At 63.5% G+C, this 26,130-nt stretch carries 26 protein-coding genes; 18 read left to right on the forward strand and 8 right to left on the reverse strand.

Annotated elements, in window-relative coordinates; all coding sequences use genetic code 11:
* The first annotated feature begins 16 nt into the window (after positions 1-16).
* Positions 17-1,360 (forward strand): sigma-54-dependent transcriptional regulator, encoded by a 1,344-nt coding sequence (locus NCS67_RS00580; RefSeq protein WP_008351801.1) that lies wholly within the window; start codon positions 17-19, stop codon positions 1,358-1,360.
* A gap of 50 nt (positions 1,361-1,410) precedes the next feature.
* Here the strand turns inward: NCS67_RS00580 and NCS67_RS00585 are convergent, their stop codons facing one another.
* Complete coding sequence (locus NCS67_RS00585; RefSeq protein WP_008351800.1) at positions 1,411-1,947, reverse strand: peroxiredoxin family protein; 537 nt, start codon at positions 1,945-1,947, stop codon at positions 1,411-1,413.
* Positions 1,948-2,085: 138 nt separating this feature from the next.
* On the opposite strand from NCS67_RS00585, the gene NCS67_RS00590 reads away from it, so the two are divergent.
* Positions 2,086-2,688, forward strand: a complete 603-nt coding sequence (locus tag NCS67_RS00590; protein ID WP_034470777.1) for a hypothetical protein — start codon at positions 2,086-2,088, stop codon at positions 2,686-2,688.
* Positions 2,689-3,068: 380 nt separating this feature from the next.
* Here the strand turns inward: NCS67_RS00590 and NCS67_RS00595 are convergent, their stop codons facing one another.
* Together NCS67_RS00595 and NCS67_RS00600 are read right to left on the reverse strand one after the other, a co-directional pair.
* Positions 3,069-4,613 carry a YifB family Mg chelatase-like AAA ATPase gene (locus tag NCS67_RS00595; RefSeq protein WP_250433567.1) on the reverse strand — a complete coding sequence of 515 codons (1,545 nt, stop codon included), beginning with the start codon at positions 4,611-4,613 and terminating at the stop codon, positions 3,069-3,071.
* Positions 4,614-4,707: 94 nt separating this feature from the next.
* Complete coding sequence (locus NCS67_RS00600) at positions 4,708-4,971, reverse strand: accessory factor UbiK family protein (protein WP_008351796.1); 264 nt, start codon at positions 4,969-4,971, stop codon at positions 4,708-4,710.
* 393 nt (positions 4,972-5,364) lie between these two features.
* On the opposite strand from NCS67_RS00600, the gene NCS67_RS00605 reads away from it, so the two are divergent.
* From NCS67_RS00605 to ptsP, 7 genes are all read left to right on the forward strand, one after another.
* On the forward strand, positions 5,365-5,703 hold the full coding sequence (locus NCS67_RS00605; protein ID WP_008351794.1) for a P-II family nitrogen regulator: 339 nt from the start codon (positions 5,365-5,367) through the stop codon (positions 5,701-5,703).
* A gap of 31 nt (positions 5,704-5,734) precedes the next feature.
* Positions 5,735-7,195 (forward strand): ammonium transporter, encoded by a 1,461-nt coding sequence (locus tag NCS67_RS00610; protein ID WP_034470490.1) that lies wholly within the window; start codon positions 5,735-5,737, stop codon positions 7,193-7,195.
* A 275-nt stretch (positions 7,196-7,470) separates the two neighbouring features.
* Positions 7,471-8,760 carry a glutamate--cysteine ligase gene (gene gshA, locus NCS67_RS00615; protein ID WP_033536547.1) on the forward strand — a complete coding sequence of 430 codons (1,290 nt, stop codon included), beginning with the start codon at positions 7,471-7,473 and terminating at the stop codon, positions 8,758-8,760.
* Positions 8,761-8,812: 52 nt separating this feature from the next.
* The gene (gshB, locus tag NCS67_RS00620; RefSeq protein WP_008351790.1) at positions 8,813-9,769 is read left to right on the forward strand and encodes a glutathione synthase; all 957 of its coding nucleotides are present in this window, start codon (positions 8,813-8,815) and stop codon (positions 9,767-9,769) included.
* A 297-nt stretch (positions 9,770-10,066) separates the two neighbouring features.
* Positions 10,067-10,555 (forward strand): PTS sugar transporter subunit IIA, encoded by a 489-nt coding sequence (locus tag NCS67_RS00625; RefSeq protein WP_008351788.1) that lies wholly within the window; start codon positions 10,067-10,069, stop codon positions 10,553-10,555.
* 37 nt (positions 10,556-10,592) lie between these two features.
* The gene (locus tag NCS67_RS00630) at positions 10,593-10,862 is read left to right on the forward strand and encodes an HPr family phosphocarrier protein (RefSeq protein ID WP_008351787.1); all 270 of its coding nucleotides are present in this window, start codon (positions 10,593-10,595) and stop codon (positions 10,860-10,862) included.
* A 221-nt stretch (positions 10,863-11,083) separates the two neighbouring features.
* A complete protein-coding gene (gene ptsP / locus NCS67_RS00635; protein WP_008351786.1) occupies positions 11,084-12,844 on the forward strand; it encodes a phosphoenolpyruvate--protein phosphotransferase in 1,761 nt (586 codons plus the stop codon).
* Between the two features lie 372 nt (positions 12,845-13,216).
* Here ptsP and NCS67_RS00640 read toward each other — a convergent pair whose 3' ends face one another.
* The 3 genes from NCS67_RS00640 to gpmA all read right to left on the reverse strand — a co-directional run bounded on the left by NCS67_RS00640 (position 13,217) and on the right by gpmA (position 16,667).
* Complete coding sequence (locus NCS67_RS00640; protein ID WP_175979757.1) at positions 13,217-13,987, reverse strand: HesA/MoeB/ThiF family protein; 771 nt, start codon at positions 13,985-13,987, stop codon at positions 13,217-13,219.
* A 102-nt stretch (positions 13,988-14,089) separates the two neighbouring features.
* Entirely contained in the window at positions 14,090-15,673 is a 1,584-nt protein-coding gene (locus NCS67_RS00645) for a S41 family peptidase (RefSeq protein WP_250433569.1), read from the reverse strand.
* Positions 15,674-15,920: 247 nt separating this feature from the next.
* Positions 15,921-16,667 (reverse strand): 2,3-diphosphoglycerate-dependent phosphoglycerate mutase, encoded by a 747-nt coding sequence (gpmA, locus tag NCS67_RS00650; protein ID WP_250433571.1) that lies wholly within the window; start codon positions 16,665-16,667, stop codon positions 15,921-15,923.
* Positions 16,668-16,849: 182 nt separating this feature from the next.
* Here gpmA and NCS67_RS00655 point away from each other — a divergent pair, with 182 nt between their 5' ends.
* From NCS67_RS00655 to NCS67_RS00675, 5 genes are all read left to right on the forward strand, one after another.
* On the forward strand, positions 16,850-17,275 hold the full coding sequence (locus NCS67_RS00655; RefSeq protein WP_008351781.1) for a rhodanese-like domain-containing protein: 426 nt from the start codon (positions 16,850-16,852) through the stop codon (positions 17,273-17,275).
* A complete protein-coding gene (gene grxC / locus NCS67_RS00660) occupies positions 17,272-17,532 on the forward strand; it encodes a glutaredoxin 3 (protein ID WP_008351780.1) in 261 nt (86 codons plus the stop codon). Before NCS67_RS00655 ends, grxC begins: the two co-directional genes overlap by 4 nt.
* Positions 17,533-17,602: 70 nt before the next feature.
* The gene (gene secB / locus NCS67_RS00665; RefSeq protein ID WP_008351779.1) at positions 17,603-18,073 is read left to right on the forward strand and encodes a protein-export chaperone SecB; all 471 of its coding nucleotides are present in this window, start codon (positions 17,603-17,605) and stop codon (positions 18,071-18,073) included.
* Positions 18,074-18,100: 27 nt separating this feature from the next.
* Positions 18,101-19,099: an NAD(P)H-dependent glycerol-3-phosphate dehydrogenase gene (locus NCS67_RS00670; RefSeq protein WP_034470500.1), complete on the forward strand. Its 999-nt coding sequence runs from the start codon at positions 18,101-18,103 to the stop codon at positions 19,097-19,099.
* Positions 19,100-19,111: 12 nt separating this feature from the next.
* Entirely contained in the window at positions 19,112-19,657 is a 546-nt protein-coding gene (locus tag NCS67_RS00675) for an O-acetyl-ADP-ribose deacetylase (RefSeq protein ID WP_250433573.1), read from the forward strand.
* Here the strand turns inward: NCS67_RS00675 and trmL are convergent.
* Together trmL and NCS67_RS00685 are read right to left on the reverse strand one after the other, a co-directional pair.
* On the reverse strand, positions 19,630-20,100 hold the full coding sequence (gene trmL, locus NCS67_RS00680) for a tRNA (uridine(34)/cytosine(34)/5-carboxymethylaminomethyluridine(34)-2'-O)-methyltransferase TrmL (RefSeq protein ID WP_250433584.1): 471 nt from the start codon (positions 20,098-20,100) through the stop codon (positions 19,630-19,632). The two genes, NCS67_RS00675 and trmL, sit on opposite strands and share 28 nt — an antisense overlap.
* Positions 20,101-20,122: 22 nt before the next feature.
* Positions 20,123-20,908 carry a ComF family protein gene (locus NCS67_RS00685; RefSeq protein WP_175979761.1) on the reverse strand — a complete coding sequence of 262 codons (786 nt, stop codon included), beginning with the start codon at positions 20,906-20,908 and terminating at the stop codon, positions 20,123-20,125.
* Between the two features lie 149 nt (positions 20,909-21,057).
* On the opposite strand from NCS67_RS00685, the gene NCS67_RS00690 reads away from it, so the two are divergent.
* The 4 genes from NCS67_RS00690 (at position 21,058) to ctaD (ending at position 26,108) form a co-directional block, all read left to right on the forward strand.
* Positions 21,058-22,038, forward strand: a complete 981-nt coding sequence (locus NCS67_RS00690) for a methyltransferase domain-containing protein (protein WP_250433586.1) — start codon at positions 21,058-21,060, stop codon at positions 22,036-22,038.
* 232 nt (positions 22,039-22,270) lie between these two features.
* Positions 22,271-22,744 (forward strand): DUF2244 domain-containing protein, encoded by a 474-nt coding sequence (locus NCS67_RS00695; protein WP_008351769.1) that lies wholly within the window; start codon positions 22,271-22,273, stop codon positions 22,742-22,744.
* A gap of 42 nt (positions 22,745-22,786) precedes the next feature.
* On the forward strand, positions 22,787-24,400 hold the full coding sequence (coxB, locus tag NCS67_RS00700) for a cytochrome c oxidase subunit II (protein WP_008351767.1): 1,614 nt from the start codon (positions 22,787-22,789) through the stop codon (positions 24,398-24,400).
* Positions 24,401-24,497: 97 nt separating this feature from the next.
* Positions 24,498-26,108: a cytochrome c oxidase subunit I gene (gene ctaD / locus NCS67_RS00705; RefSeq protein WP_008351764.1), complete on the forward strand. Its 1,611-nt coding sequence runs from the start codon at positions 24,498-24,500 to the stop codon at positions 26,106-26,108.
* The last annotated feature ends 22 nt before the right edge of the window (positions 26,109-26,130 follow it).

Raw genomic sequence — 26,130 nt, forward strand, 5'->3', positions numbered from 1 at the left:
ACAGTTGGAGCAACACATGACCACCGGTTTGCAGGTGATCTTCATCGAGGACGACGAACTCGTGCGCCGCGCGAGCGTGCAGAGCCTGCAACTCGCGGGCTTCGACGTGATCGGGCACGGCAGCGTCGAATCCGCCGCGCGCGCGATCGACGCGAGTTTCCCCGGCGTGATCGTGAGCGATATCCGCTTGCCCGGCGCGAGCGGCCTCGATCTGCTCGCGCAATGCCGCGAGCGTGCGCCCGAAGTGCCGGTAATTCTCGTCACCGGCCACGGCGACATCTCCATGGCCGTGCAGGCGATGCGCGACGGCGCCTACGACTTCATCGAAAAGCCGTTCGCGTCCGAGCGCCTGATCGAAGCGGTGCGCCGCGCGCTGGAGCGCCGCACGCTCGTGCTCGAGAATCAGGCGCTGCGGCGCGAGCTGGCGGGCGCGGGGCAGAGCCGCATCATCGGGCGCAGTCTCGCGATCGAGCAGGTGCGCCGGCTGATCGCGAACATCGCGCCGACGGATGCGTCCGTGCTCATCAACGGCGATACGGGCGCGGGCAAGGAACTCATCGCGCGCAGCCTGCACGACATGTCGCCGCGTCGCGACAAGCCGTTCATCGCGGTGAATTGCGGCGCGCTGCCGGAGCAGATGTTCGAATCGGAGATGTTCGGCTACGAGGCCGGCGCGTTTACGGGCGCGCAGAAGCGGCGTATCGGCAAGCTGGAACACGCGTCGGGCGGCACGCTCTTTCTCGATGAAATCGAGAGCATGCCGCTGTCATTGCAAGTGAAACTGCTGCGCGTATTGCAGGACGGCGTGCTGGAGCGGCTCGGCTCGAATCAGCCGGTGCGCGCGAATCTGCGCGTCGTCGCGGCGGCGAAGGGCGACATGAACGAACTCGTCGCCGATGGCACGTTCCGACGCGACTTGCTGTATCGGCTGAATGTGGTGACGATCACGCTGCCGCCGCTCAACGAGCGGCGCGAAGATATCGTGCCGCTCTTCGAGCATTTTCTGCTCGATGCGGCCGTGCGCTACGAGCGGCCCGCGCCGCTCATCACGGATCGTCAGCGCGCCGAACTGATGCAGCGCGACTGGCCGGGCAACGTGCGCGAGTTGCGCAACGCGGCGGATCGCATGGTGCTCGGCATTCTCGACGACAGCGGTGCGGCGGCGGCGCTCGACACATCGACGCAATCGCTCAAGGAACGCACCGAGCAGTTCGAGCGCGCGGTGATCGGGCAGGCGCTGGAGCAGTGCGGCGGCGCGGTCGCGGTGGCGGCGGATCGGCTGCAGCTCGGCAAGGCGACGCTGTACGAGAAGATCAAGCGATACGGAATCGTCGTGAAAGGCGATTCGTCCGAGCGATAAAAAAGCCCGCTGGTTGTCGCCAGCGGGCTGCGTGTTTCGCGTAAAGGCGTTCAGGCCGAACCGAGCGCCTTGTCGAGCAGTTGATCCAGTTCCGCGAACGTCGGCTCGCCGACATAGCGCTTCAAAATCTTCCCGTTCTTGTCGATGACGAAGGTCGTCGGCGTCAGTTGCACGTTGCCGAACTGCTTGGCAGCGCTGCCGTCGTCCATCGCGACCTTGAACGGCAACTTGCGCGTCTGCGCGTAGTTGTTGACGTACATCGGCGCGTCGTAGTTCATCGCGACCGCGACGAACTCCAGGCCGCGGCCCTTGAATTTGTTGTACGTGTCGATCATCTGCGGCATTTCCTTCATGCATGTCTCGCAGCTCGTCGCCCAAAAATTGACGAGATAGACCTTGCCCTTCAGATCGCCCGACGTCGAAATCTTCTGTCCCGAAAGCAGCGTGAAGGTCGCGTCCGGCACTTTCTGCTGGCCGCCGAAGGCGAAATACCCGGTGCAGGCGATCACGCCCGCGACGAGCGCCATCACGATGTAACGCAGCGGACTCTTCGCGCGCGTGGATGTTTCTTGCGTGGCTTGGGACATGGGAACCTCGGATGGCGCTCCGGCGAACGAAACGGAGACTGCTGCGTATTTTAGCGCCAATTTCGGGATGCGTTCGTGACGCGCCGATAAGCCCGGCATCGCAGCGCGATAATGATGGTTTTCACGCAGCGATTCCTCATGAAACGAGTTTTCCCCGTGTTTCCTGTCCGTTTGCGGCGCGCGGCCGCGCGCTTTCTTCCGAATATTGCTTCCGCCAACAAGCTGATGTGCGCAACTGTCACATGCGGCGCATTGCTCGCGTGCACGCCCTCATATGACTGGCGCACCGTGACGAACAACGACGACGGCTACGAAGTGACGCTGCCCGCGAAGCCGCGTTCCGAGGAGCGCAAGATCGACATTGCAGGCCGGTCGATGACGATGCGCATGCAGACCGCAGAAGCCGGCGACGCCGTGTTCGCCGTCGGCACGGTCGTGCTGCCGAGCGCCGATCCGCAATTGCAGCGCGCGACACTCGATTTCCTCCAGCAAGGTCTCGCGCGCAACGTGAATGCGAAGCCCGAGGCGCGTGCGACGCAGATCGACCTCGCGGCGGGCGGACGCGTGTTGGGCAGCGAGATCGAGGTGAAGGGCGAAGGCGGGGAGAAGCGCGAGTCGCGGACGATTCACGCGCGCTTCGTGGCACGCGGCGCGCACGTCTATCAACTGGCGATCGTGTCAGACAAGACGACGCCGACCGAGCAGGCCGAGCAGTTCTTTTCGTCCTTCAAACTGTTTTAGAGGAAGGCCTCGAATTCTGCAGGCACTAACTTAAGAAGTGTCTTAGTGTGTCGGAAATAGCCGAAGTTCCTTCCGAAGTTTACGCGCTAATTCTCGGATTCATATGGACTTTTTGCGCTATCCACAATGTCTGTGGATAACTTTGTGGAAAACAGTGTGTGGTAGCGCTCAAAAGCCCGACTCATGCGGTTTACGTTAGTTTGCCTTCGTTCGCGGCAAGTTAAATAATTCAATAAAATCAATGGTCTGTGAAATGTGACGAAAACCGGGGTTTGATCAGACGAAGGACCGCCCCGGATCGCTTCAGTGTGCATAAGTCAAGTCTTGACAAGTAATTTTCCGCTTAGCATCGCGCGGACCACCCCGCGTCCGCGCTGGCTTCAGGCGATCGACAGCGCCCGGCGGTACTGAACGGCTTCCGCGACATGGGACGCGTCGGGCATATCGGCGCCGGCGAGATCCGCGATCGTCCGCACGACCTTCAGCACGCGGTAGTATGCGCGCGCGGACCAGCCGAAGCGCTCGCCCGCAGCGCGCAGCAAGGCTTCGCCGGCGGAATCGGGGCGGCAGACGGCATCGGCTTCGCGGCCGTCGAGATCGCGGTTGATCTTGCCCTGACGCTGCGTCTGTATGTCGCGGGCCGCCGCGACCCGCGCCGCGACGACGGCGCTCGACTCGCCGCGCTCGGTGCCGCGCGCCGACAGTTCCGCGGGCGAGAGCGCCGGCAACTCGATCTGAATGTCGATGCGATCCATCAGCGGACCCGACAGCTTGCGCAGATAACGCGCGGCGACATCGGGCGAGCAGCGGCAGCGCGCGCTCGGGTCGCCGCGCCAGCCGCACGGACATGGATTCATCGCGGCGACGAGCTGGCAGGCCGCCGGAAATTCCGCCTGCTGTGCGGCGCGCGAAATCGTGATCTGGCCGACTTCGAGCGGCTCACGCAGGGTTTCCAGCACTTTTCGGTCGAATTCGGGCAGCTCGTCGAGAAACAGGACGCCGAGATGCGCGAGCGTGATCTCGCCCGGCTGCGGCGGATTGCGCCCGCCGACGAGCGCCGCCGCGCTCGCCGAATGATGCGGCGCGCGGAACGGCCGTCGCCGCCACTGCTCGGGCGTAAAGCCGAGCGAACTCGCCGAAAGGATCGCGGCGGAGGTGAGCGCTTCGTCGTCGTTCATCGGCGGGAGCAGGCCGGCCAGGCGCGCGGCGAGCATCGACTTGCCCGCGCCGGGCGGACCGACCATCAGCAGATGATGACCACCCGCAGCCGCCACTTCGAGCGCGCGGCGGGCGGCGGGATGGCCGATGACATCGGCGAGATCCGCGGACGGCGCGGCTGTCGAGGGAAGCGGAGCGGCTTGCACGGGTCGCAGACGGGCGTCGGGAACATCGTTCAGATGCGCGCAGAGCGTGGGCAAGTCCGCCGCGCCGAAGACCTCGATGCCCGGCACGAGCGCCGCTTCCGCCGCGCTTGCGAGCGGCACGTAGATTTCGGGGATTGGCGGGGCTGCATCGCGCATCGATGCATAGTGGCGCGCCGCGCCGCAGACCATTGCGAACGCGCCGCGCATCGGACGCAGCGCGCCGGTCAGCGAAAGCTCGCCCGCGAACTCGCGATGTTCGAGCGCTGCAGCCGGAATCTGTCCGCTCGCGGCCAGAATGCCGAGCGCGATCGGCAGATCGAAGCGGCCGCTTTCCTTCGGTAGATCGGCGGGTGCGAGATTGACGGTGATTCTGCGGACGGGGAAATCGAAGCCGCAGTTCTGCAGCGCGGCGCGCACGCGCTCGCGGCTTTCGCGGACTTCGAGATCGGGCAGACCGACGATGGAAAACGACGGCAACCCGTTGGCGAGATGGACTTCGACGACGACTTCGGGCACGCGCCCAGGAGCGGGCGCGCGGCTGCGTACCACGGCAAGCGACATGATTTCACCTGAAACGGCGCATGGACCGCGCCGGCAATAAAACTAGAAACTCACGGCTCGCTAGCCGAGGTACGCGATAGGCAGTGCTGGCGCCTCAGTCTTGCGCGGCCGTGTTTCCGCCCGCGAGACGCTGCTCCAGCTGCGCGACGCGCTTTTCGAGTTCTTCGAGACGAGCGCGCGTGCGGACGAGCACTTGCGTCTGCGTGTCGAATTCCTCGCGCGTCACGAGATCGAGCTTCGAAAAGCCTTGCGAGAGCATCGCCTTCATATTCCGTTCGACGTCTTTCGCGGGCGAATTCTTGAAGAGATCGCTCATCTTCTGCTGCAAATCGTTGAAAACGTCGTTGGGCTGCTTCATCGTTTCTCCCTTCTTGCACAAAAAAAGTGCATTCATTGTTAGGTCAGTGCCCCGAATTATCGAATGTTCGATATTGGTGCGCGCCGCCGAATGCGCGAACGCGTGTCGAAGCACCTTTGAGGCGCCGCGATTTTAGCGCCGCCGCGCGCTCGCGTTGTCCGCCCATGCCCCTTTTTGCGGGACCTCTGGACCACTCTAGCAATGAACCTACCCCGACGCCAGCACGCGCGGCCCGCGTTAGCCGTTCGGCCGACCCTTCGTGCGATTGTTTCGCGAAATCGCGCAAAGCCGCATGGATGCTCGCATGGCATACGAGTTGCATAAGTGGCGCGACCTTTTCTGCACGCTTCAATGGACGGCATCGAAGGATCAGCACACCACAGCGAGGGATACATGAAGCTCATTACCGCAATCATCAAGCCGTTCAAGCTGGACGAAGCGCGTGAAGCGCTCTCGGCCATCGGCGTCTCGGGCATCACCGTGACCGAGGTGAAAGGCTTTGGCCGACAGAAGGGGCACACCGAGCTGTATCGGGGCGCGGAGTACGTCGTCGACTTTCTGCCGAAAGTGAAGATCGAGGCGGCCGTCTCGGACGACATCGTCGATCAGGCGATCGAAGCCGTCGAACGCGCCGCACGCACGGGAAAAATCGGTGACGGAAAGATCTTCGTCACCTCGATCGAACAGGTGATCCGCATCCGCACCGGCGAGACCGGCGCCGACGCGCTCTAACAAGAAATTGGCGATAAGAGGAACCAGAAGAATGCGTAACTTTTTGATGTCACTGTTGGTGGCGGGCGCGCTGATCGGCGCGAATGTCGGCACCGCTCTCGCCCAGGATGCGTCCGCTCCGGCCGCAGCCTCGGCACCCGCTGCAAGCGCGCCCGAAAGCGCCAACACGGCGATGGCGTCGTCGGCTCAGGCGGCATCGGCGGCAGAAGCCGCATCCGCCGCGTCCGATGCCGCGCCGGCCGCACCGACCGAGCCGGTCATGGTCGATTCGTCGAAGATCAGCTCCGGCGACACCGCGTGGATGCTGACTTCCGTGGCGCTCGTGCTGTTCATGACGATTCCCGGCCTCGCGCTCTTCTACGCGGGCATGGTCCGCAAGAAGAACGTGCTCGCGACGGTCATGCAGAGCTTCGCGATCTGCTGTCTCGTGACGATCCTCTGGACGGTCGTCGGCTACAGCATCGCGTTCACGCCGGGCGGCTCGTTCCTCGGCGGCTTCTCGCGCGTGTTCCTGCACGGCATGGCCTACATCAAGGGCGACAAGGCGACGACGCTTACCGTCAGCCATCTGGCCGTGACGATCCCCGAGTCGGTCTATTTCGCATTCCAGCTGACGTTCGCGATCATCACGCCGGCGCTCATTACCGGCGCGTTCGCGGATCGCATGAAGTTCTCGGCGATGCTCGTGTTCATGGCGCTGTGGTCGCTGATCGTCTACTCGCCGATCGCGCACATGGTCTGGGAACCTACCGGCTGGCTCGCATCGGCTGGCGTGCTCGACTTCGCGGGCGGCACGGTGGTTCACATCAACGCCGGTATCGCGGGTCTGATGTGCTGTCTCGTGCTCGGCAAGCGCGTCGGCTATGGCCGCGAAGTGATGGCGCCGCACAACCTCGTGCTCTCGCTGATCGGCGCATCGATGCTCTGGGTGGGCTGGTTCGGCTTCAACGCGGGTTCGGCAGTGGCGGCTGACGGCCGTGCCGGTTTCGCGATGCTCACGACGCAGATCGCCACCGCGTTCGCCGCATTCGGCTGGATGTTCGCGGAGTGGATCACGAAGGGCAAGCCGTCGGTGCTCGGCATCATCTCGGGCGCGGTTGCGGGTCTGGTGGCGGTGACGCCGGCGTCGGGCTTCGTCGGCGTGACGGGCGCGATCGTGATCGGCATTGTCGCGGGCGTGGTCTGCTTCTGGTCGGCGACGTGGCTCAAGCACAAGTTCAACTACGACGACTCGCTCGACGCGTTCGGCGTGCACGGCGTGGGCGGGATCATCGGCGCGCTGCTGACGGGCGTGTTCGCGGTGAAGGACATCGGCGGCTTCGACGGCAGCGTGCTCGTGCAGGCGAAGGGCGTGCTCGTCACGCTCGTCTACAGCGGCGTCGTCAGCTTCGTTTTGCTGAAGATCATCGACATGACCATGGGCCTGCGCGTCACGGAAGAACAGGAACGCGAAGGTCTCGACGTCACGCTGCACGGCGAGCACGTCGAGTAAGTCTTACGCCGCAACCGGCGCGCCGCGAGAGCGCGTAGGCTGCGAGCAAGGAACGAGCGCAGCGACTTCGCCCGCCTTATGGCGGGCATTTTTTTTGGTGCGCCATCTCCGTCCGGGTTTCGTCGAAGGCGGCGGCCAAACCTATTGAAGCGACAGGCGGAAAAGTGCGTGGAAGCGGCGCGGCGCGGGCCGCAAAACCTTGTCAATTGGCGGTTGATACCCATTTAGGCAAAGCAATTGCTCTACAATCTTTTGTCTTCTTCCGCGAGTAATACATGGTTCCGCACCTTGTTACGGCGTTAAGTGGCCCGCTGCTCGATCTCGAGCGGAAAATCCTCGAGGCCATGCCCGCCATCGAGCGCTGGTTCCGGCTCGAATGGCAGGAGCACACGCCGCCGTTCTACTGTTCCGTCGATCTGCGCAACGCGGGGTTCAAGCTCGCGCCCGTCGACACCAATCTCTTTCCCGGCGGTTTCAACAATCTGCCGCAGGAAGTGTTGCCGCTCGCGGTGCAGGCAGCGATGGCGTCCATCGAAAAAATCTGCCCGGACGCGAAGAATCTGCTCGTCATTCCCGAGCGCCATACGCGCAACGCGTTCTATCTCGAGAACGTCGCGCGCCTCGCGCTCATCATGCGGCAAGCGGGGCTCAACATCCGCTTCGGCACGCTGGACGAGAATATCCACGGTCCTGTGACCATCGCGCTCGCCGATGGCCAGAAAATCGTGCTGGAGCCGCTCGAACGCACGCCGCGGCGCCTCGGCCTGAAGAACTTCGATCCCTGCTCGATCCTGCTCAACAACGATCTTTCGGCCGGCATTCCGCCCGTGCTGGAAAATCTGCACGAGCAGTATCTGCTGCCGCCGCTGCACGCCGGCTGGGCGGTGCGCCGCAAGTCGACCCATTTCTCCTGCTATGACGACGTCGCTAAGAAGTTCTCGAAGCTCGTCGAGATCGATCCGTGGATGGTGAATCCGTACTTCGCGCATGTGGAAGGCGTCGATTACGAAGCGCGCACGGGCGAACAAGCGCTCGCGGAAGCCATCGACGGCGTGCTCAAGAAGATCGCGAAGAAGTATCGCGAGTACGGCATCAGCGAGCGTCCGTATGTCGTCATCAAGGCGGATGCCGGCACGTACGGAAAGGGCGTGATGACCGTCCACGACGCGAGCGAAGTCGCCGCGCTGACCAAGCGCGAACGCACGAAGATGAACGACGCCAAGGAAGGCCTGCAAGTTCACGACGTGATCGTGCAGGAAGGCGTGCATACGTTCGAGCGCGTGGAAAATGCGGTCGCGGAGCCGGTCGTGTACATGATCGACCGGTATGTCGTCGGCGGGTTTTACCGCGTGCACGATTCGCGCGAGCGCGATCAGAACCTCAACGCGCCGGGCATGCATTTCGTGCCGCTCGGCTTCGAGCACACGGCGTTGCCCGACACGCACGCGAAGCCCGGCGCCGCGCCGCCGAACCGCTTCTACATGTACGGCGTGGTGGCGCGGCTGGCGCTGCTGGCGGCATCGGTCGAGCTCGAAAAGACCGATCCTGAAGCCATTCAGGTGTGAGTTCGCGGCTTGCGGTAAGCTCGCAGGCCGCGCACCGAACTAGCAAATCGTCATGAACATCCTCTTTATCGCCGACCCGCTCGATCGCTTCAAGATCTACAAGGACACGACCTACGCGATGATGGCCGAAGCCGCGCGGCGCGGCCACGTGCTCTACGCGTGCGAGCCGCAGCATCTCGCGTGGACCGGAACGAAGGTCGAGGCGAGCGCGCGGCGCATCGCGATCGTCGGCGACGAGGCCAACAGTGACCGCTGGCCGTGGTATGCGGCCGAGCAGGCCGAGCATCTGCCGCTCACGCATTTCGACGCCGTGCTGATGCGCAAGGATCCGCCGTTCGATCTGGAATACGTGAACGCGACGTGGCTGCTGGAGATCGCCGAGCGCAACGGCGCGCGCATCTTCAACAAGCCGCAGGCGATCCGCGATCATTCCGAGAAGCTCGCCATCGCGGAATGGCCGCAGTTCGTCACGCCGACGCTCGTCACGCGCGATGCCGCGCGCCTGCGCGCTTTCCACGCCGAGCACGGCGACGTGATCCTGAAGCCGCTCGACGGCATGGGCGGCATGGGCGTGTTCCGCGTGAAGGCGGACGGGATGAATCTCGGCTCGATCGTCGAGATGTTGTCCGAGGACGGCGCGCGCACGGTGATGGCGCAGAAGTTCATCCCCGAAATCAAGGATGGCGACAAGCGCATTCTCGTCATCGGCGGTCAGCCGGTGCCGTATTCGCTGGCGCGCGTTCCGCAGGGCAGCGAAGTGCGCGGCAATCTTGCGGCGGGCGGGCTCGGGCGCGCGCAGCCGCTGTCGGCGCGCGATCGCGAAATCGCCGAGACGCTCGGGCCGGTGCTGCAGGCGCGCGGCCTGCTGCTCGCCGGGCTGGATGCGATCGGCGACTATCTCACCGAAGTCAACGTCACGAGTCCGACGTGCTTTCGCGAAATCATGGATCAGACCGGCTTCGACGTTGCGGGCATGTTTATCGACGCGCTCGAGCGCGCGGCGCACTGAGTCTGCCAGCCAACGAAACGCGCGCGGACAGCGCGCCAAACTCACCTCGGCGGGACTGTTAGAATTGACTTTCCCGCGCCCGCGTTTCTGGGGCGCGATCGCGTCTAAAAGTGCGCTTAAAGTTCGCTTAAGCATCGACGCGCAGGCTTAAGGTAATGAAGCTGGAAGGCGGTTGATTTCGTTGTAACGGCATCCACTTTAGAGTTGTGTTCCGCGCCGCTCGCGCGCTTTCGAGCGAACTCCGACGTATTTGTCCGATTTTTCGTCGTTGATTTGTCGCTGAGGCAATTTCCTGACATGGCTGGCATTCTGATCATCGCGCACGCACCTTTCGCCACCGCGCTACGCGAGTGCATCGCACATATTTACGGTGGCTTGCCGGCGCGCATCGGCGTCATCGACGTGATGCCCGACTGCGATCCGGTCGAAGTTCGCGCGTTCGCGCGCTCCGAAATCGATCGCCTGAAAGAAGAAAACGGCGCGATCGTGCTCACCGACGTGTTCGGCGCGACGCCCGCGAACATCGCGGCGAGCCTGCACGACACCGATGTGCGCGTGCTCGCCGGCTGCAATCTGCCGATGCTCGTGCGCGCCGTCTGCTACCGCGCGACGCCGCTCGACACGCTCGCCGAAAAGATTCTTCAGGGCGGCTCGAAGGGCATCCAGGAACTGGATTCGTCCACGCCGCTCAACCCCTGCGCCCTCGCGACGAAGGCCGCCGGCTCGCCCGATCCGGCATGCTCGGCGAGCGCCGATCTCATCAGCGCGAAGGCCGCCAGCCACTGACGCCGCTCATTTCATCCATCTAGCGCTTCGGAGCATCATGCTGCAACAAGAAACAACAATCGTGAACAAGCTGGGGCTCCACGCACGCGCTTCGGCCAAGCTCACACAACTGGCGGGCAATTTTCAATGCGAGATCTGGATGAGCCGCAACGGGCGCCGGATCAACGCGAAAAGCATCATGGGCGTGATGATGCTGGCGGCGGGCATCGGCAGCACGGTGACGATCGAAACCGAAGGCGCGGACGAAGCCGAAGCGATGCAAGCCATTCTCGCGCTCATCGCCGATAAATTCGGAGAAGGGCAGTAAGCGTTTCGCCGCAGTGTCCGTCAGTGAAAAGCCGCGCATCGACGCGGCTTTTTCGTATCCGCATCACGCTTTCGCGTAACGTCGTGCAACCGTTCCGGCCCTGTCGTCACCGGGTGTTCAGGGACTTGTGAGCACGATCGAACATATAATGGACGCGCGGTTTGTGCCCGTCGAGGGGGCGCCTGGCAGACCGCGACATTCAAAGAACTAGAGGAGGGCGCGTGTCCTTCACGCTGCATGGAATTCCCGTCTCGCGCGGCATCGCCATTGGGCGCGCGTATCTGATCGCGCCGGCGGCGCTCGACGTAGACCACTATCTGATCGAGCCGGATCAGATCGACGCGGAAATCGCCCGATTCCACGCGGCGCAGGCGGCCGTCCTCGCCGAACTCGAAGCGCTGCGCGAAGACCTTTCCGCCGATGCGCCGAGCGAAATGGGCGCGTTCATCAACGTCCATACGATGATCCTGAACGACGCCATGCTCGTGCAGGAAACCATCGACCTGATTCGCACGCGCCGCTACAACGTCGAGTGGGCGCTCACCGAGCAACTGGAAATCCTCGGCGGTTATTTCGACGAGATCGAAGACGAATATCTGCGCGAACGCAAGGCGGACGTCGAGCAGGTCGTCGAGCGTCTTTTGAAAGCGTTGGCCGGCGCGCCGACGGCCGCGTCGCTCGTCGTGCATACGGCCGCCAGCAACGGGCACAACGAAATGATCGTCGTCGCCCACGATATCGCGCCGGCGGACATGCTTCAGTTCAAGACGCAGGCGTTCAAGGGCTTCGTCACCGACCTCGGCGGCCGCACCTCGCATACGGCGATCGTCGCGCGCAGTCTCGGCATTCCGGCGTCCGTCGGCGTGCAGCAGGCGAGCGTGCTGATCCGCCAGAACGATCTCATCATCGTCGACGGCGATCATGGCATCGTGATCGTCGATCCGGCGCCGATCGTTCTCGAAGAGTATTCGTATCGTCAGAGCGAGAAACTGCTGGAACAGCGCAAGCTCCAGCGCCTGAAATTCTCGCCGACGCAGACGCTCTGCGGTACGAAGATCGAACTGTGCGCGAACATCGAATTGCCGGAAGACGCGCAAGTCGCCGTCGAAGCGGGCGCGATGGGCGTCGGCCTGTTCCGCACCGAATTCCTCTTCATGAATCACAAGGACCAGTTGCCGGAGGAAGAGGAGCAGTTCGAGGCGTACAAGCGCGCCGTCGAGTTGATGAACGGCAAGCCGGTGACGATCCGCACGATCGATGTCGGCGCGGACAAGCCGCTCGATTCCATGACCGGCAGCGATGGCTACGAAACCGCGCCGAATCCCGCGCTGGGCTTGCGCGCGATCCGCTGGAGCCTGTCCGAGCCGCAGATGTTCATCACGCAACTGCGCGCCATTCTGCGGGCGTCGGCGTTCGGGCCGACCAAGATTCTCATTCCGATGCTCGCGCACGCACAGGAAATCGACCAGACGCTCGATCTGATCCGCGAGGCGAAGCGTCAACTCGACGACGAAGGCGTGGCGTACGACCGTCAGGTTCAGGTCGGCGCGATGATCGAGATTCCGGCGGCGGCCATCGCCGTGCGGCTGTTCCTGAGCCGGCTCGATTTTCTGTCGATCGGCACGAACGATCTGATCCAGTACACGCTCGCGATCGATCGCGCCGATAACAGCGTCGCGCATCTTTACGATCCGCTGCACCCGGCGGTGCTGAACCTGATCGCGTTCACGTTGCGCGAGGCGAAGCGCGCGGGCGTGCCGGTGTCGGTGTGCGGGGAAATGGCGGGCGATCCCGCCGTCACGCGCCTGTTACTCGGCCTCGGGCTCACCGAGTTTTCGATGCATCCGAGCCAGTTGCTGATCGTGAAGCAGGAAATTCTGCGCTCGAACCTGAAGGCGCTGGAAAAGCCGGTCGCGGATGTGCTTGCGGCCTACGAACCCGCTGAATTGCAGGCCGCGCTCACGGCGTTGCAGAAGGTCTAGGCCAAGCCGTGATCCGCAATCAGTCGATCCACCCGAGCGATGACCTGCTCGGGTGAGATCGCCGAAGTGCATTGAAAGCGGCTTGGCTTGCCGCGCCGGCGCGGACACCACAGAAAATCGCGGTTGTCGAAGTCGCACGTCGTGTCGTTGAAGCAACCATTGCATGCGTGGAAATTGATCACGCGATACGGCGTGCGGAACTCCGTGTGCGGGTGATTCGCGGAAGCGACGGCCGCGCGAACGCGCTTTGCGTGAGCCCGCGTTGCGCGCTCGCCGGCGAAGTGATGGCGCTCAAAGAACGATCCGCCCTGCGATTGAAGAATCGATGAGCTTAAGCGGACCGTCCGGTCGACGGCGTAAGACGCGACCGATTTAGCGCGCTGCTTCGCGGCTTCCCGTGTTTCCGCAGACAGCGCAATCCGGCTGCCGCGCGATTCGCATCGTGTTCCATTCCATGCGCAGCGAGTCGAGCATCATCAGCCGGCCCGCGAGCGTCTCGCCGAAACCGCCGATCACGCGCAGCGCCTCCGCCGCCTGCATCGCACCGATGATGCCGACCGTCGGCGCGAACACGCCCATCGTCGAACACGCGACTTCCTCGAACGGCTGATCCGGCGGGAACACGCACGCGTAGCAGGGCGAATCGGGTGCGCGGAAGTCGAAGGTGCTGATCTGCCCGTCGAAACGCAGCGCCGCGCCCGACACGAGCGGCACGCGATGCGCGACGCAGGCCGCGTTGATCGCGTGACGCGTCGCGAAGTTGTCACTGCAATCGAGCACCACGGTTTTACCGGGCACGTTGATGTCGAGCCACGCGGCGTCGGCGCGCGCGTTCACCGCGATGACGTCGATGTCCGGATTCAGCGCGCTCAACGTCTCGCGTGCCGATTCCACCTTGGGCGCTCCGACCGATCGCGTCATGTGCACGATCTGCCGCTGGAGATTCGTGAGATCGACAGTATCGGCATCGACGAGCGTGATTTTTCCGACACCTGACGCCGCGAGATACATCGCCGCGGGCGCGCCGAGTCCGCCCGCGCCGATGATGACGGCGTGCGCGTCGAGAAAGCGCTGCTGCGCCTCAATGCCGATTTCATCGACGAGGATGTGGCGGGAATAGCGAAGGAGTTGGTCGTCGTTCATCGCGGAAAGAATCGGCTTGCTCGAACGAAGCATTCTAAGCGCGAAAAGAAGAAAGGCTTCGCAACGTTACGCTGCGAAGCCTTTGCGGGGACTACGGGAAAGTTACTTCGACTGCTGCGCGGTAGGCGCCGATGCCGGCTGCGCGCCCGACGCCGGCGCGGAACCCGGCGTGGCCGGCAGCGCAGGCGGTGCAACCACCGGAGCGGACGCCGAACGTGCCGGCTTGTTCTGCGCGAGCTTGCGTTCGCTGTACGACTTGGACTCCACGACCTGCTTGCCTTCCAGCTTGTTCAGACCTTGCTGGAGCATGAAGTCGTCCGCGCTGCCGAACTCGACCGGCTTGCGCTCGCGGTCCTTGCGGCGCTGCTCGGGCGTCTTCTTGTCGTTCTGCTCTTCGAGAATGCGCAGTTGCTCCAGACGATCCGCCTCGCGCTGCTCCTGTTCCTTCTTCTCGTTCGGATCCTGCGTGTTCGCGAGGTGGTTCGAGTAATCGACTTCGCGCGTGACGAGCGCGTCGTCCGGATCGCCGTCCGCGTATTGATCGACCGGCACGTCGGGGCGCACGCCCTGATTCTGGATCGACTTGCCGCTCGGCGTGTAGTAATAGGCCGTCGTCAGGCGCAGGGCGCTGTCGGCGGTCATCGGACGCACGGTCTGCACCGAGCCCTTGCCGAACGTGGTCTTGCCGACGATCAGCGCGCGATGATGATCCTGCAGCGCACCCGCGACGATCTCGGAGGCCGACGCCGAATACGCGTTGGTCAGCACGACCATCGGCACCTTCTTGAAGATTTCCGGCACGCTCTTCAGCGGATCGGAATCGAAGGACGGCAGGCGATAGTTGTCGTAGGTGTCGCGGAAGGTCTGCTTCGCGTCCGCAATCTGGCCGTTGGTCGACACGACGACCGCGTTATCCGGCAGGAACGCGCCCGCGACGCCGACCGCGCTTTGCAGCAAGCCGCCGCCGTTGTTGCGCAGATCGAGCACGAGGCCCTTCAGATTCGGTTGCTGGCGCGCGAGATCCTGCAGCTTCGACGCGAGATCCGGCACCGTGCGCTCCTGGAAGCTCGTGATGCGGATGTAGCCGTAGCCCGGCTCCGGCACCTTCATCTTCACCGACTGCACGCGGATCACGGCGCGCGTCACGGTGAGCGGGAACGTGCGGTCGTCGCTCTTGCGGAAGATCGTGAGCGTGACCTTCGTGCCCGGCTCGCCGCGCATCTGCTTCACGGCTTTATCCAGCGTCATGCCGCGCACCGGCTTGTCGTTGATGCGCGTGATGAGGTCGCCCGGACGAATGCCGGCGCGAAACGCTGGCGTGTCTTCGATCGGCGAAATGACCTTGATGAGGCCGTCTTCCGAAGAAATCTCGATGCCGAGGCCCGCGAAACGGCCCTTGGTCTGTTCCTGCAGTTCTTCGTAATCGGTCTTGTCGAGATAGGACGAGTGCGGGTCGAGGCTCGACACCATGCCCTTGATGGCGGCCGTGAGGAGCTTCTTGTCGTCGACCGGTTCGACGTATTCGTGCTTGATCTGACCGAAAACTTCGGCGAAAAGCCGCAATTGTTCGAGCGGCAGAGGCGAGGAAGCAGCTTGCTGTGCGGATGCGGAGATCTGCAGGGTGCCGAGTGCGCCGGCAGCAACGCCAACGGCTACCAGGCCGAAGTTTTTCAGGTTCTTTCGCATAGAGAGTGCGGTCGGAATCGGATGGGCTGCATCGTTGGTGACGGGCCAGTATACCCGCTCGCCTTGATTGGCGACTTAAACGCAACTTAAATGCCTGAGGCTTTCATCCGTTGAAGCGATGGCTCGCGCACGTTTCGACGCGATCCTGTCGATGCCGCTCGCGGTTCGTCAGCCGGGCGCCATGAACGCGGCGAGGGCGCCCGTTATGGCGCCCTCGTCAGGCCAAACACCTGCCGGACAGCCGGAATCAGCCCGCTTTGCCTTGCTTGGCGACAGCGGCCTGCGCGGCCGCGATGGCTTCCGGATCGCCCAGATAGTAGTGCTGGATGGGCTTCAGGTTTTCATCGAGTTCGTACACGAGCGGCACGCCGTTCGGGATGTTCAGCCCGACGATGTCCTGATCGGAGATGTTGTTCAGATACTTGACCAGCGCGCGGATCGAGTTGCCGTGCGCCGAAATCACGACCTGTTTGCCGGACTTGATGGCGGGTGCGATCGATTCGTTCCAGATCGGCAGGACGCGGGCGACCGTGTCTTTCAGGCATTCGGTGAGCGGCAACTGTTCGCGCGGCACCTTCGCGTAACGCGGATCGTTGTACGACGCACGCTCGTCGCCCGGTTCGAGCGCGGGCGGCGGCGTGTCGTAGCTGCGGCGCCAGACGAGCACCTGATCGTCGCCGTACTTCTTCGCGGTTTCTGCTTTGTTCAGGCCCGCGAGCGCGCCGTAGTGGCGTTCGTTCAGGCGCCACGAATGCACAACCGGGATATACATCTGATCCATCTCGTCCTGGACGTGCCACAGCGTGCGGATGGCGCGCTTCAACACCGACGTATACGCGATGTCGAACTGGTAGCCCGCCTCCTTCAGCAGCACGCCTGCCTGGCGCGCCTCACGGTTGCCCTGCTCGGTCAGGTCGACGTCGACCCAGCCGGTGAAGCGGTTTTCCTTGTTCCACGTCGATTCGCCGTGGCGGATGAGCACTAGCTTGTACATGATTTCGGTCGGTCAGTTGGAAAAGCGGTGCGCCGATCGCACCCCGTCATGCTGCCCGAACGGGCGGGGTGTCGCCATCGGCCGGACGGCAGAGGCCATCGCGGGAAACGGTTATTTTATAATGCCCCGATTGCGCCCATTTCCCTTTCTTCCTTTCCTACTAAATTTCGGCGGCCCTCGACGTGAAGTTTTTCACTGATTACACGAATATTGCACTTATCGTCATCGCGCTCGTTTCCGGCGCGCTGCTCCTTTGGCCCGCCGTCACGCGGCGCGGGCGCGGCGGCATTTCGGCCGCCGAAGCCACGACGCTCATCAACCGGCGCAACGCCGTGGTTGTCGATTTGCGGCCCGCCGCGGAATTCGCGAAGGGACATCTGCCGTCTGCACGAAATATCGAAGCCACGGAGCTTCAAGCAAAAATCGGCCAGATCGCGAAGAATAAGAGCAATCCGGTCGTGCTCGTTTGCCAAACCGGTCAAGAATCGCAGCGTGCGAGCCGCACCGTGTCCGAGGCGGGTTACGCCGAGGTCCACGTTTTGCAAGGCGGAGTGGACGCCTGGCAAAAAGCCGGCATGCCGGTGGTGAAACAAGGAGCAGTCAAGTGAAAAAAGTGGTGATGTACAGCACGGTCGTGTGCCCGTATTGCCAGATGGCCGAACGTCTTTTAAAGTCCCGCGGCGTCGAAACGATCGAGAAGATCCTGATCGATCGCGAGCCGGGCCGGCGCGAGGAAATGATGACGCGCACCGGACGGCGGACCGTGCCGCAGGTGTACATCGGCGAGACGCACGTCGGCGGCTACGACGATCTGTCCGCGCTCGATCGAAAGGGCGGCCTCGTGCCGCTGCTCGAATCGGCCTGACACATGCATACTCGCGGCGCGCGATTCGACACGAACGCGCGCCGCATACCGGATTACCTAGGAAATCAAAATGTCTGACGAGAACAACCAGCCGTTTTTCAACATCCAGCGCATCTATTTGAAGGACATGTCGCTGGAGCAGCCGAATTCGCCGGCTATCTTCCTCGAACAGGAAATGCCGTCGGTCGAAGTCGAAGTCGACGTGAAGGCCGACCGCCTCGCGGAAAGCGTCTTCGAAGTGCTGGTCACGGGCACGGTCACGGCGAAAGTCACCGACAAGGTCGCATTCCTGATCGAAGCCAAGCAGGCAGGCATCTTCGACATCCGCAACATTCCGGCGGAGCAGATCGATCCGCTCGTCGGCATCGCGTGCCCGACCATTCTGTTCCCGTACCTGCGCTCGAACATCGCCGACGCGATCACGCGCGCCGGTTTCCCGCCGATCCACCTCGCGGAGATCAACTTCCAGGCGCTGTACGAGCAGCGTATCGCCCAACTCGCGAGCGCCCAGGAAGGCGCGGCGAACGGCGCGACGCACTGACCTGACTCTGCCGGACCGGAGCCGAGCATGAAAGTAGCCGTTCTCGGCGCCGGCGCATGGGGCACCGCGCTCGCGGGCCACCTCGCGACCCGGCACGACACGAAGCTCTGGGCGCGCGACTCCGCGCTCATCGAATCACTTTCCCGCACGCACGAAAACACGCGCTATCTCGAAGGCGTGACGCTGCCGCACGCGCTCGCATTCGAGACCGATTTCGCCGCGGCGCTCGCGCATGCATCGGCGGATGAAGCGCTGTGCGTCGTCGCGACGCCGGTCGCGGGCCTGCGCGCGCTGTGCCGTTCGATGCGCGACGCCGGCGTCGTACCGGCGCATATCGTCTGGCTGTGCAAAGGCTTCGAGGCGGATACGCAGTGTCTGCCCAACGAGGTCGTCGCGGCCGAATTGCCCGAGCATCGCAGCAACGGAACGCTGTCCGGACCGAGCTTCGCGCGCGAAGTGGGACAAGGATTGCCGGTCGCGCTGACGGTCGCGAGCGCATCGGCGGAACTGGGCGCGCGCACGGTCGCGGCGTTCCATCATGGCGCGATGCGTATCTATACCGGCGACGATGTCATCGGCGTCGAAGTCGGCGGCGCGGTGAAAAACGTGCTCGCAATCGCGACGGGCATTTCCGACGGCCTCGGTCTCGGCCTGAACGCCCGCGCCGCGCTCATCACGCGCGGGCTCGCGGAGATGTCGCGCTTAGGCGTCGCGCTCGGCGGCCGCGCGGAGACTTTCACCGGGCTAACCGGCCTCGGCGATCTCATCCTCACCGCGACGGGCGATCTGTCGCGCAATCGCACTGTCGGCATGCAACTCGCCAGCGGACGCACGCTCGAGGAAATTCTCGCGGCGCTCGGCCATGTCGCGGAAGGCGTGCGATGCGCGCGCGCCGTGCTCGGGCTCGCGCATTCGCGCGGAATCGAGATGCCGATCACGCAGGCGGTATGCCGCGTGCTCTTCGATAACGTGACGCCGCGCGATGCCGTGCAGGCGCTGCTCAGTCGGGACGCAAAAGCAGAGTAATCGGAGGCGTGTGTGCGTAGGCCCCGGCTCGAAGCGCTGAAAGTCGATATCACCACGCTCGAAGTCGATGCCATCGTCAACGCGGCGAACAAATCGCTGCTCGGCGGCGGCGGAGTCGACGGGGCGATTCATCGCAAGGCCGGCAAAGGCCTGCTGCGCGAGTGCGAGACGCTCGGCGGCTGCGAAACCGGCGACGCGAAAATCACGCGCGGCTACGATCTTCCCGCGAAGCACGTCATTCATGCGGTCGGGCCGCGCTGGAGCGGCGGCAAGAAGAACGAGCCCGAATTGCTCGCGAGCTGTTACCGGCGCTCGCTCGAACTCGCTCAGGAAGCGGGCTGCGAGTCGATTGCGTTCCCGGCCATCAGTTGCGGCATCTATCACTTTCCTCACGATGAAGCCGTGAAGATCGCGGTGCGCACGGTCATCGACACCTTGCCTTCCACGCCCGCCGTTCAGCGTGTCGTCTTTGCATGCTTTCAGGACGACATGCTCGCGCTCTATCGAGCCGAACTCGAAGCGGCAAAGGCTCAAGCGCCGCCTTCGAATCCCGCCTGACGCCACGCCTCGAACGTCACGATCGCCACCGTATTGGACAAATTCAGGCTGCGATTACCCGGCCGCATCGGCAGGCGCACGCGCTGTTTCGTCGCAAAGTGCGCCAGCAGTTCGGGCGCGAGGCCGCGCGTCTCCGCGCCGAACACGAACCAGTCGCCCGGCCTGAACGCGTGATCGAAGAACGGCGTCGAGCCGCGCGTCGTGAACGCGAACATGCGCGTGGCGTCGGGTGTTTCCTTCGCGATGAAGGCATCCCAGTCCGCATGCACGTTCATTTCGGCGTACTCGTGATAGTCGAGGCCGGCGCGGCGCATCTTCGCGTCGTCGAGCGGAAAGCCGAGCGGCTCGATCAGATGCAGACGCGCGCCCGTGTTCGCGCACAGGCGGATCACGTTGCCGGTGTTCGGCGGGATTTCGGGTTCGACGAGTACGACGTTGAACATGGATTGCTTCTAATAAAGGTGATTAATCTTTAGGCGTGCGCAGCGCCACGAAATTGCTGACACGCCGCGCGCCGGCGAGCTTCAGCGTGCGAGCAAGCGCGTCGAGCGTCGCGCCCGATGTCATCACATCGTCGACGACGCCGACATGCGTGCCGCGCACATCGCCCGAGACGGCGAACGCGCTCGCAACATTGCGGCGGCGCGTTTCGCGATCGAGCCGCGATTGCGCCGACGTATGCCGGACCCGCGCGATCATCGATGCGTGGGCGGGCACGCGCATCATGCGTGCGAGCGGACGCGCGATGGCCCACGCCTGGTTGTAGCCACGCGCGATGAGCCGTTCGCGCGAGAGAGGCATCGGCACGATCACATCCGGCGCGGGCAGATCGCTGTCCTCGAAACGCGCATGCAGATGCCGCGCGAATGCCTCGCCCGCGGCGAGCCGCGCACGAAACTTCAACTCGACGGCGAGCGTGTCGAGGGGCGCGCGATAGTCGGCGAGCGCGAGCGTGTCGTTGAACGCGGGCGGCGCTTCGAGGCACGCGGCGCAGTGCACGCGCAGGTCTTCGCGCTCGCGTCGCATCGCGGACGCCGCCAACGGCAGCGCGCACGTCGCACAGCGCAAGCGCGGCTCGTTCCAGTACTGCGCGTCGCAACCATCGCACAGCAGTGCTTGCGACAAATTGCCGCATAACGCGCACTGGCTCGGCAGCGCGCACGCGACGAGCCGTTTTGCCGCCGACGCGAATCCGCGAGCGCGTGCCGTGACGGGCGTCCGGAAGGGAAGGCGAATGCTGTCGGCTTTCATGACTGCTGAATCGGAAAAATCGCGGCTCGATGCGCTAAACACGCGCATTCATTGCGCCTCACGAAGCGTTTATGCCTCGTATCAGCACTTCGCATAGGTCGTTTTCGAGACGACCGAGTATACTTCGCACTCTCCGCAAAAAGATCGACATGTCCCCGACATCCCCTAAAACTAGCCGTCCGGCCTATGATCCGCGCCGTTTGCGCGCGATCTTCGACGGTCGCGCCGCCGCCTTCGACGAGGTCGCGTTCCTGCCACGCGAGATCGCGGAGCGCATGCGCGAGCGGCTCGAATACATCAAGGTTGCGCCGATGCGCGTCCTCGATGCGGCGTGCGGCGCCGGGGCGGACCTGGCCGGTTTGCGGGAACGCTTTGCAGAGGCGTCGGTGACCGGCATCGACATCTCGTCCGCGATGCTCTCGCGCGCGCGCGCCGCCGAAGCCACGGACGCGGACAACGGCGCGGGATGGCGCCGCTTTCTTCCTTCGACGCTCGCCAAGGCGTTCGGCGCACGCGGCCCGCAACTCGCGCAGGCGGATTTTTCCGCGCTGCCGTTCGCATCGGGCGCGTTCGAACTATTGTGGTCGAATCTCGCGCTGCACTGGCATGCGCGGCCCGACCTCGTTTTTCCCGAATGGCAGCGCGTGCTCAAGGTGAACGGCTTGCTGATGTTCAGCACGTTCGGCCCCGACACGCTGCGCGAGCTTCGCGCCGCGTATCGCGAAGCGGAGCGGACGCTCGGGCTCGCGCCGCAAGCGCATACGATCGATTTCGTCGACATGCACGATCTCGGCGACATGCTCGTCGAAAGCGGCTTCGAAATTCCGGTGATGGATCAGGAAGTGCTGACGATCACGTACAAATCGCCTGAATCGCTGTTCGCGGACGTGACGCGCTGGGGCGCGTATCCGTTCGAGCGCGCGTTCGACGAAGGCCATGCGGACGCCAAGGCCGTGCGCGGCGCGGTGCATCAGGCGCTCGAAGCGCTGCGCCGCGACGACGGCACGATCCCGCTGACCTTCGAAGTGATCTACGGGCATGCGTGGAAGGCGGTGCCGCGCACGACAGCGGACGGGCACGGCATCGTCCGTCTTGAAGACATTGGACGAGGCTCGAGACCGAAACGCTGAATCGGTAAAGAGCACAGTTGTTATGTCTGAAATTTGCGCAAGAAAAGCGCGCAAAAAGGTGCGTCAAAAAGGCGCAGAAGCTTGTGGCGCTTGGCTTTGCGAGGTTACGACCCTTGCTTGTGGATGCCACCCAAGACGCCTATAATGCGTCAGTTTGTCGCCCGGACCGACACAAATTTGGGCGAAATCCGAGCAAATGTGTGTGATTGCGTGCGGATTGATGGAGGCAGCGATGCAAGCCAGCCAGACGCTGACGGAGTCCGAGCCGGTCATCAAGGACTGGCTGATGAAGCGAAACTGCTCGGTCTCGCCGCGTCAGTTCGTGGGCTTCTATGTGTCGCTTGCGCTGTTTTCGCTGGCAATCGCAACGCCGCTGTTTCTGAACGGCGCCTGGCTGGTGCTGCCGTTCACCGGAATCGAGTTGGCGGTCGTGGGCATCGCGTTTCTGATCTACGCGCGCCATGCGGTCGACTACGAACGGATCCGGCTGTATCAAAACCGGTTGTTGATCGAACAGATGAACGCCGAAGAGCTGACGCAGTTCGAGTTCAATCCGCGTTGGGTGCGGGTCGAAGCGGGCGCGACGCCGAGAGAGCCGCTCACGATCGTATCGCGCGGTCAATCGGTGAAAATCGGACAACACCTTGCACAGCATCGTCGCAAACAATTTGCTGCCGAGTTACAGGCGTCGCTGAGACGTCTATGAGAGGAGCCGGCGGGTGCGATGCCACGGGGGTCGAGGGTTTGAATGGAAAATTTGGGTAAGGATGCTATGAAAACAATCAAGCGAGCCCTCTCGGGCGTGCTGGCGGCAGGCGCACTGCTTTCCGCCGGTGCAGCCCTGGCGGTCGAAAACAGTCCAGGCGGTCCCGCTGTCAACGAGATCAACTTCCAGCAGCCTGTGACGAAGATCGCCGAGGAGCTCTACGGCCTCCATATCTTCATGCTCATCATCTGCACCGTCATCTTCATTGGCGTGTTCGGGGTGATGTTCTATTCGCTCTTCAAGCATCGCAAGTCGAAAGGCTTCAAGCCGGCCAACTTCCACGAAAGCACCACGGTCGAAATCATCTGGACGATCGTGCCGTTCATCATCGTCATTCTGATGGCGCTGCCGGCAACCAAGGCCGTCGTCGCGATGAAGGACACGTCCAACGCCGATCTCACCGTCAAGGTCACGGGCTATCAGTGGAAGTGGGGCTACGACTACGTGAAGGGTCCGGGCGAAGGCATCAGCTTCCTCTCGACGCTCTCCACGCCGCGCAGCGAAGTGAACGGTCAGAAGCCGATCTCGACGCTGTATCTGCAGGAAGTCGACAACCCGCTCGTCGTGCCGGTCGACAAGAAGATCCGCATCATCACGACGGCGAACGATGTCGTTCACTCGTGGTACGTCCCGGCATTCGGCGTGAAGCAGGATGCGATTCCGGGCTTCGTGCGCGACACGTGGTTCAAGGCCGAGAAGGTGGGCACGTATCGCGGATTCTGTACGGAACTGTGCGGCAAGGAGCACGCGTACATGCCGGTGGTCGTCGAAGTGCTGTCGGCCGATGACTACGCGAAGTGGGTCGACGGGCAAAAGAAGAAGATGGCCGCCGGCCAGGACGATCCGCTCAAGACGTACACGAAGGACGAACTGATGGCGCGCGGCCAGCAGGTTTACACGTCGAACTGCGCGGTCTGCCACCAGCCGACCGGCAAGGGCGCGGGCCAGTTCCCGGCGCTCGACGGCTCGAAGATCGCGAACGGTTCCATCGCCGAGCATCTGAATATCGTGCTGCACGGCAAGGCCGCGATGCCGCCGTGGCAAGGTGTGTTGAACGACGTCGAGATCGCGTCGGTCGTCACGTTCGAGCGTAATAGCTGGAGCAACCACACCGGCGATCTGCTGCAACCGAAGCAGGTCATCGACGCCAAGGCGGGCAAGATGCCCGAAGGCGGCGGCAATGCGGCGGCGGCATCGGCGCCGGAAGCGGCGAGCGCCGCGCCCGCGGCGGCCGAAGCGAGCGCGCCGGCTGCATCGGGTGCGCAGGCGTCGCAAGCCGCCGGTCTGCCCGCCAGCATCTATTTCGAGACGGGCAAGGATTCGCTGCCCGCCGACGCGAAGAGTGCGGTGGACGCCGCGGCGGCCTACGCAAAGGCGCATCCGGACGCGAAGATCGCGTTGTCGGGATTCACCGATGCGACCGGCAACGCCGACCAGAACGCCGATCTCGCCAAGCGCCGCGCGCAAGCCGTGCGCGACGCGCTGAAGGCAGCGGGCGTTTCGGAAGACCGCATCGTGTTGAAGAAACCGGAAACCATCACGGGCGGCGCCGATAACAAGGAAGCCCGTCGCGTGGAAATCAGTCCGGCTGCTTGACGTGCCGAGCGTGGCGCTTTCCTTCGCCGGACGGCAACGGAAAGTCCCACGCGTCATTGCCAAGTGCCCCGAGTATTCGCTTTAGGAGATGATTGTCATGTCTAGCATCGGACACGATGTAGGCGCAGGTCACGACCACGCGCACGACCATGCGCACGAGACGCCGCATGGCTGGCGCCGGTGGCTCTTCGCTACCAACCACAAGGACATCGGTACGCTGTACCTGTTGTTCTCCTTCATCATGTTCCTCTCCGGAGGCGTGATGGCGCTCGGCATCCGTGCCGAGCTGTTCGAGCCGGGCCTGCAGATCATGCGTCCCGAGTTCTTCAATCAGCTGACCACCATGCACGGCCTCATCATGGTGTTCGGCGCGATCATGCCGGCGTTCGTCGGTTTCGCGAACTGGATGGTGCCGCTGCAGATCGGCGCATCGGACATGGCGTTCGCGCGGATGAACAACTTCAGCTTCTGGCTGCTGCCGGCCGCCGCGGTGCTGCTCGTCGGCTCGTTCTTCGTGCCGGGCGGCGCAACCGCCGCGGGCTGGACGCTGTACGCGCCGCTCTCCACGCAAATGGGCCCCGGCATGGACTTCGCGATTTTCGCGGTCCACATCATGGGCGCGTCGTCGATCATGGGCGGCATCAACATCGTCGTGACGATTTTGAACATGCGCGCGCCGGGCATGACGCTCATGAAGATGCCGATGTTCGCGTGGACGTGGCTCATCACCGCGTACCTGCTGATCGCCGTGATGCCGGTCCTGGCGGGCGCGATCACGATGGTGCTGTTCGACCGTCACTTCGGCACGTCGTTCTTCAACGCGGCGGGCGGCGGCGATCCGGTGATGTACCAGCACATCTTCTGGTTCTTCGGTCACCCCGAGGTGTACATCATGATCTTGCCGGCGTTCGGGATCGTGTCGCAGGTGATTCCGGCGTTCTCGCGCAAGCCGCTGTTCGGCTATAGCTCGATGGTGTACGCGACGGCATCGATCGCGATCCTGTCGTTCATGGTGTGGGCGCACCACATGTTCGCGACCGGCATGCCGGTGACGGGCCAGCTCTTCTTCATGTACGCGACGATGCTGATCGCGGTCCCGACGGGCGTGAAGGTGTTCAACTGGGTGGCGACGATGTGGCGCGGCGCGCTGTCGTTCGAAACCCCGATGCTGTTCGCGATCGGCTTCCTGTTCGTGTTCACGATGGGCGGCTTCACGGGCCTGATCCTGTCGATGGCGCCGCTCGACATCCAGATGCACGGCACCTATTACGTGGTGGCGCACTTCCACTACGTGCTGGTGGCGGGTTCGCTCTTCGCGCTGTTCGCAGGCTGGTACTACTGGGCGCCGAAGTGGACCGGCTGGATGTACAACGAGATGCGCGGGAAGATCCACTTCTGGGCGTCGATGATCTTCTTCAACATCACGTTCTTCCCGATGCACTTCCTGGGTCTCGCCGGCATGCCGCGCCGTTATGCGGACTACCCGGCGCAGTTCACGGACTTCAACCAGGTCGCGACGATCGGCGCATTCGGCTTCGGCCTCGCACAGGTGTACTTCCTGTTCGCGGTCGCGCTGCCGACGTATCGTGGCGGCGGCGAGCTGGAGAAGGCATCCGACAAGCCGTGGGATGGCGCGGAAGGCCTCGAATGGACCGTGCCGAGCCCGGCGCCGTTCCATACGTTTGAAAATCCGCCGACGGTCGAATAAATAGCATCGAGGTTTGCAAGGC

The organism is Caballeronia sp. ATUFL_F2_KS9A, from assembly GCF_023630765.1.
In the GTDB taxonomy this organism is placed as follows: domain Bacteria; phylum Pseudomonadota; class Gammaproteobacteria; order Burkholderiales; family Burkholderiaceae; genus Caballeronia; species Caballeronia zhejiangensis.

What these genes read in the sequence shown, in the direction of transcription:
- gshA (WP_033536547.1), top strand. Translation starts at nt 7,471, where the DNA reads ATGGTTCCGCACCTTGTTACGGCGTTAAGTGGCCCGCTGCTCGATCTC.
- NCS67_RS00685 (WP_175979761.1), bottom strand. Translation starts at nt 20,908, where the DNA reads ATGAAAGCCGACAGCATTCGCCTTCCCTTCCGGACGCCCGTCACGGCA.
- trmL (WP_250433584.1), bottom strand. Translation starts at nt 20,100, where the DNA reads ATGTTCAACGTCGTACTCGTCGAACCCGAAATCCCGCCGAACACCGGC.
- gshB (WP_008351790.1), top strand. Translation starts at nt 8,813, where the DNA reads ATGAACATCCTCTTTATCGCCGACCCGCTCGATCGCTTCAAGATCTAC.
- gpmA (WP_250433571.1), bottom strand. Translation starts at nt 16,667, where the DNA reads ATGTACAAGCTAGTGCTCATCCGCCACGGCGAATCGACGTGGAACAAG.
- coxB (WP_008351767.1), top strand. Translation starts at nt 22,787, where the DNA reads ATGGAAAATTTGGGTAAGGATGCTATGAAAACAATCAAGCGAGCCCTC.
- NCS67_RS00670 (WP_034470500.1), top strand. Translation starts at nt 18,101, where the DNA reads ATGAAAGTAGCCGTTCTCGGCGCCGGCGCATGGGGCACCGCGCTCGCG.
- NCS67_RS00580 (WP_008351801.1), top strand. Translation starts at nt 17, where the DNA reads ATGACCACCGGTTTGCAGGTGATCTTCATCGAGGACGACGAACTCGTG.
- NCS67_RS00605 (WP_008351794.1), top strand. Translation starts at nt 5,365, where the DNA reads ATGAAGCTCATTACCGCAATCATCAAGCCGTTCAAGCTGGACGAAGCG.
- NCS67_RS00610 (WP_034470490.1), top strand. Translation starts at nt 5,735, where the DNA reads ATGCGTAACTTTTTGATGTCACTGTTGGTGGCGGGCGCGCTGATCGGC.
- NCS67_RS00595 (WP_250433567.1), bottom strand. Translation starts at nt 4,613, where the DNA reads ATGTCGCTTGCCGTGGTACGCAGCCGCGCGCCCGCTCCTGGGCGCGTG.
- NCS67_RS00645 (WP_250433569.1), bottom strand. Translation starts at nt 15,673, where the DNA reads ATGCGAAAGAACCTGAAAAACTTCGGCCTGGTAGCCGTTGGCGTTGCT.
- NCS67_RS00585 (WP_008351800.1), bottom strand. Translation starts at nt 1,947, where the DNA reads ATGTCCCAAGCCACGCAAGAAACATCCACGCGCGCGAAGAGTCCGCTG.
- secB (WP_008351779.1), top strand. Translation starts at nt 17,603, where the DNA reads ATGTCTGACGAGAACAACCAGCCGTTTTTCAACATCCAGCGCATCTAT.
- NCS67_RS00695 (WP_008351769.1), top strand. Translation starts at nt 22,271, where the DNA reads ATGCAAGCCAGCCAGACGCTGACGGAGTCCGAGCCGGTCATCAAGGAC.
- NCS67_RS00600 (WP_008351796.1), bottom strand. Translation starts at nt 4,971, where the DNA reads ATGAAGCAGCCCAACGACGTTTTCAACGATTTGCAGCAGAAGATGAGC.
- ctaD (WP_008351764.1), top strand. Translation starts at nt 24,498, where the DNA reads ATGTCTAGCATCGGACACGATGTAGGCGCAGGTCACGACCACGCGCAC.
- NCS67_RS00630 (WP_008351787.1), top strand. Translation starts at nt 10,593, where the DNA reads ATGCTGCAACAAGAAACAACAATCGTGAACAAGCTGGGGCTCCACGCA.
- NCS67_RS00640 (WP_175979757.1), bottom strand. Translation starts at nt 13,987, where the DNA reads ATGAACGACGACCAACTCCTTCGCTATTCCCGCCACATCCTCGTCGAT.
- NCS67_RS00590 (WP_034470777.1), top strand. Translation starts at nt 2,086, where the DNA reads ATGAAACGAGTTTTCCCCGTGTTTCCTGTCCGTTTGCGGCGCGCGGCC.
- NCS67_RS00625 (WP_008351788.1), top strand. Translation starts at nt 10,067, where the DNA reads ATGGCTGGCATTCTGATCATCGCGCACGCACCTTTCGCCACCGCGCTA.
- NCS67_RS00690 (WP_250433586.1), top strand. Translation starts at nt 21,058, where the DNA reads ATGTCCCCGACATCCCCTAAAACTAGCCGTCCGGCCTATGATCCGCGC.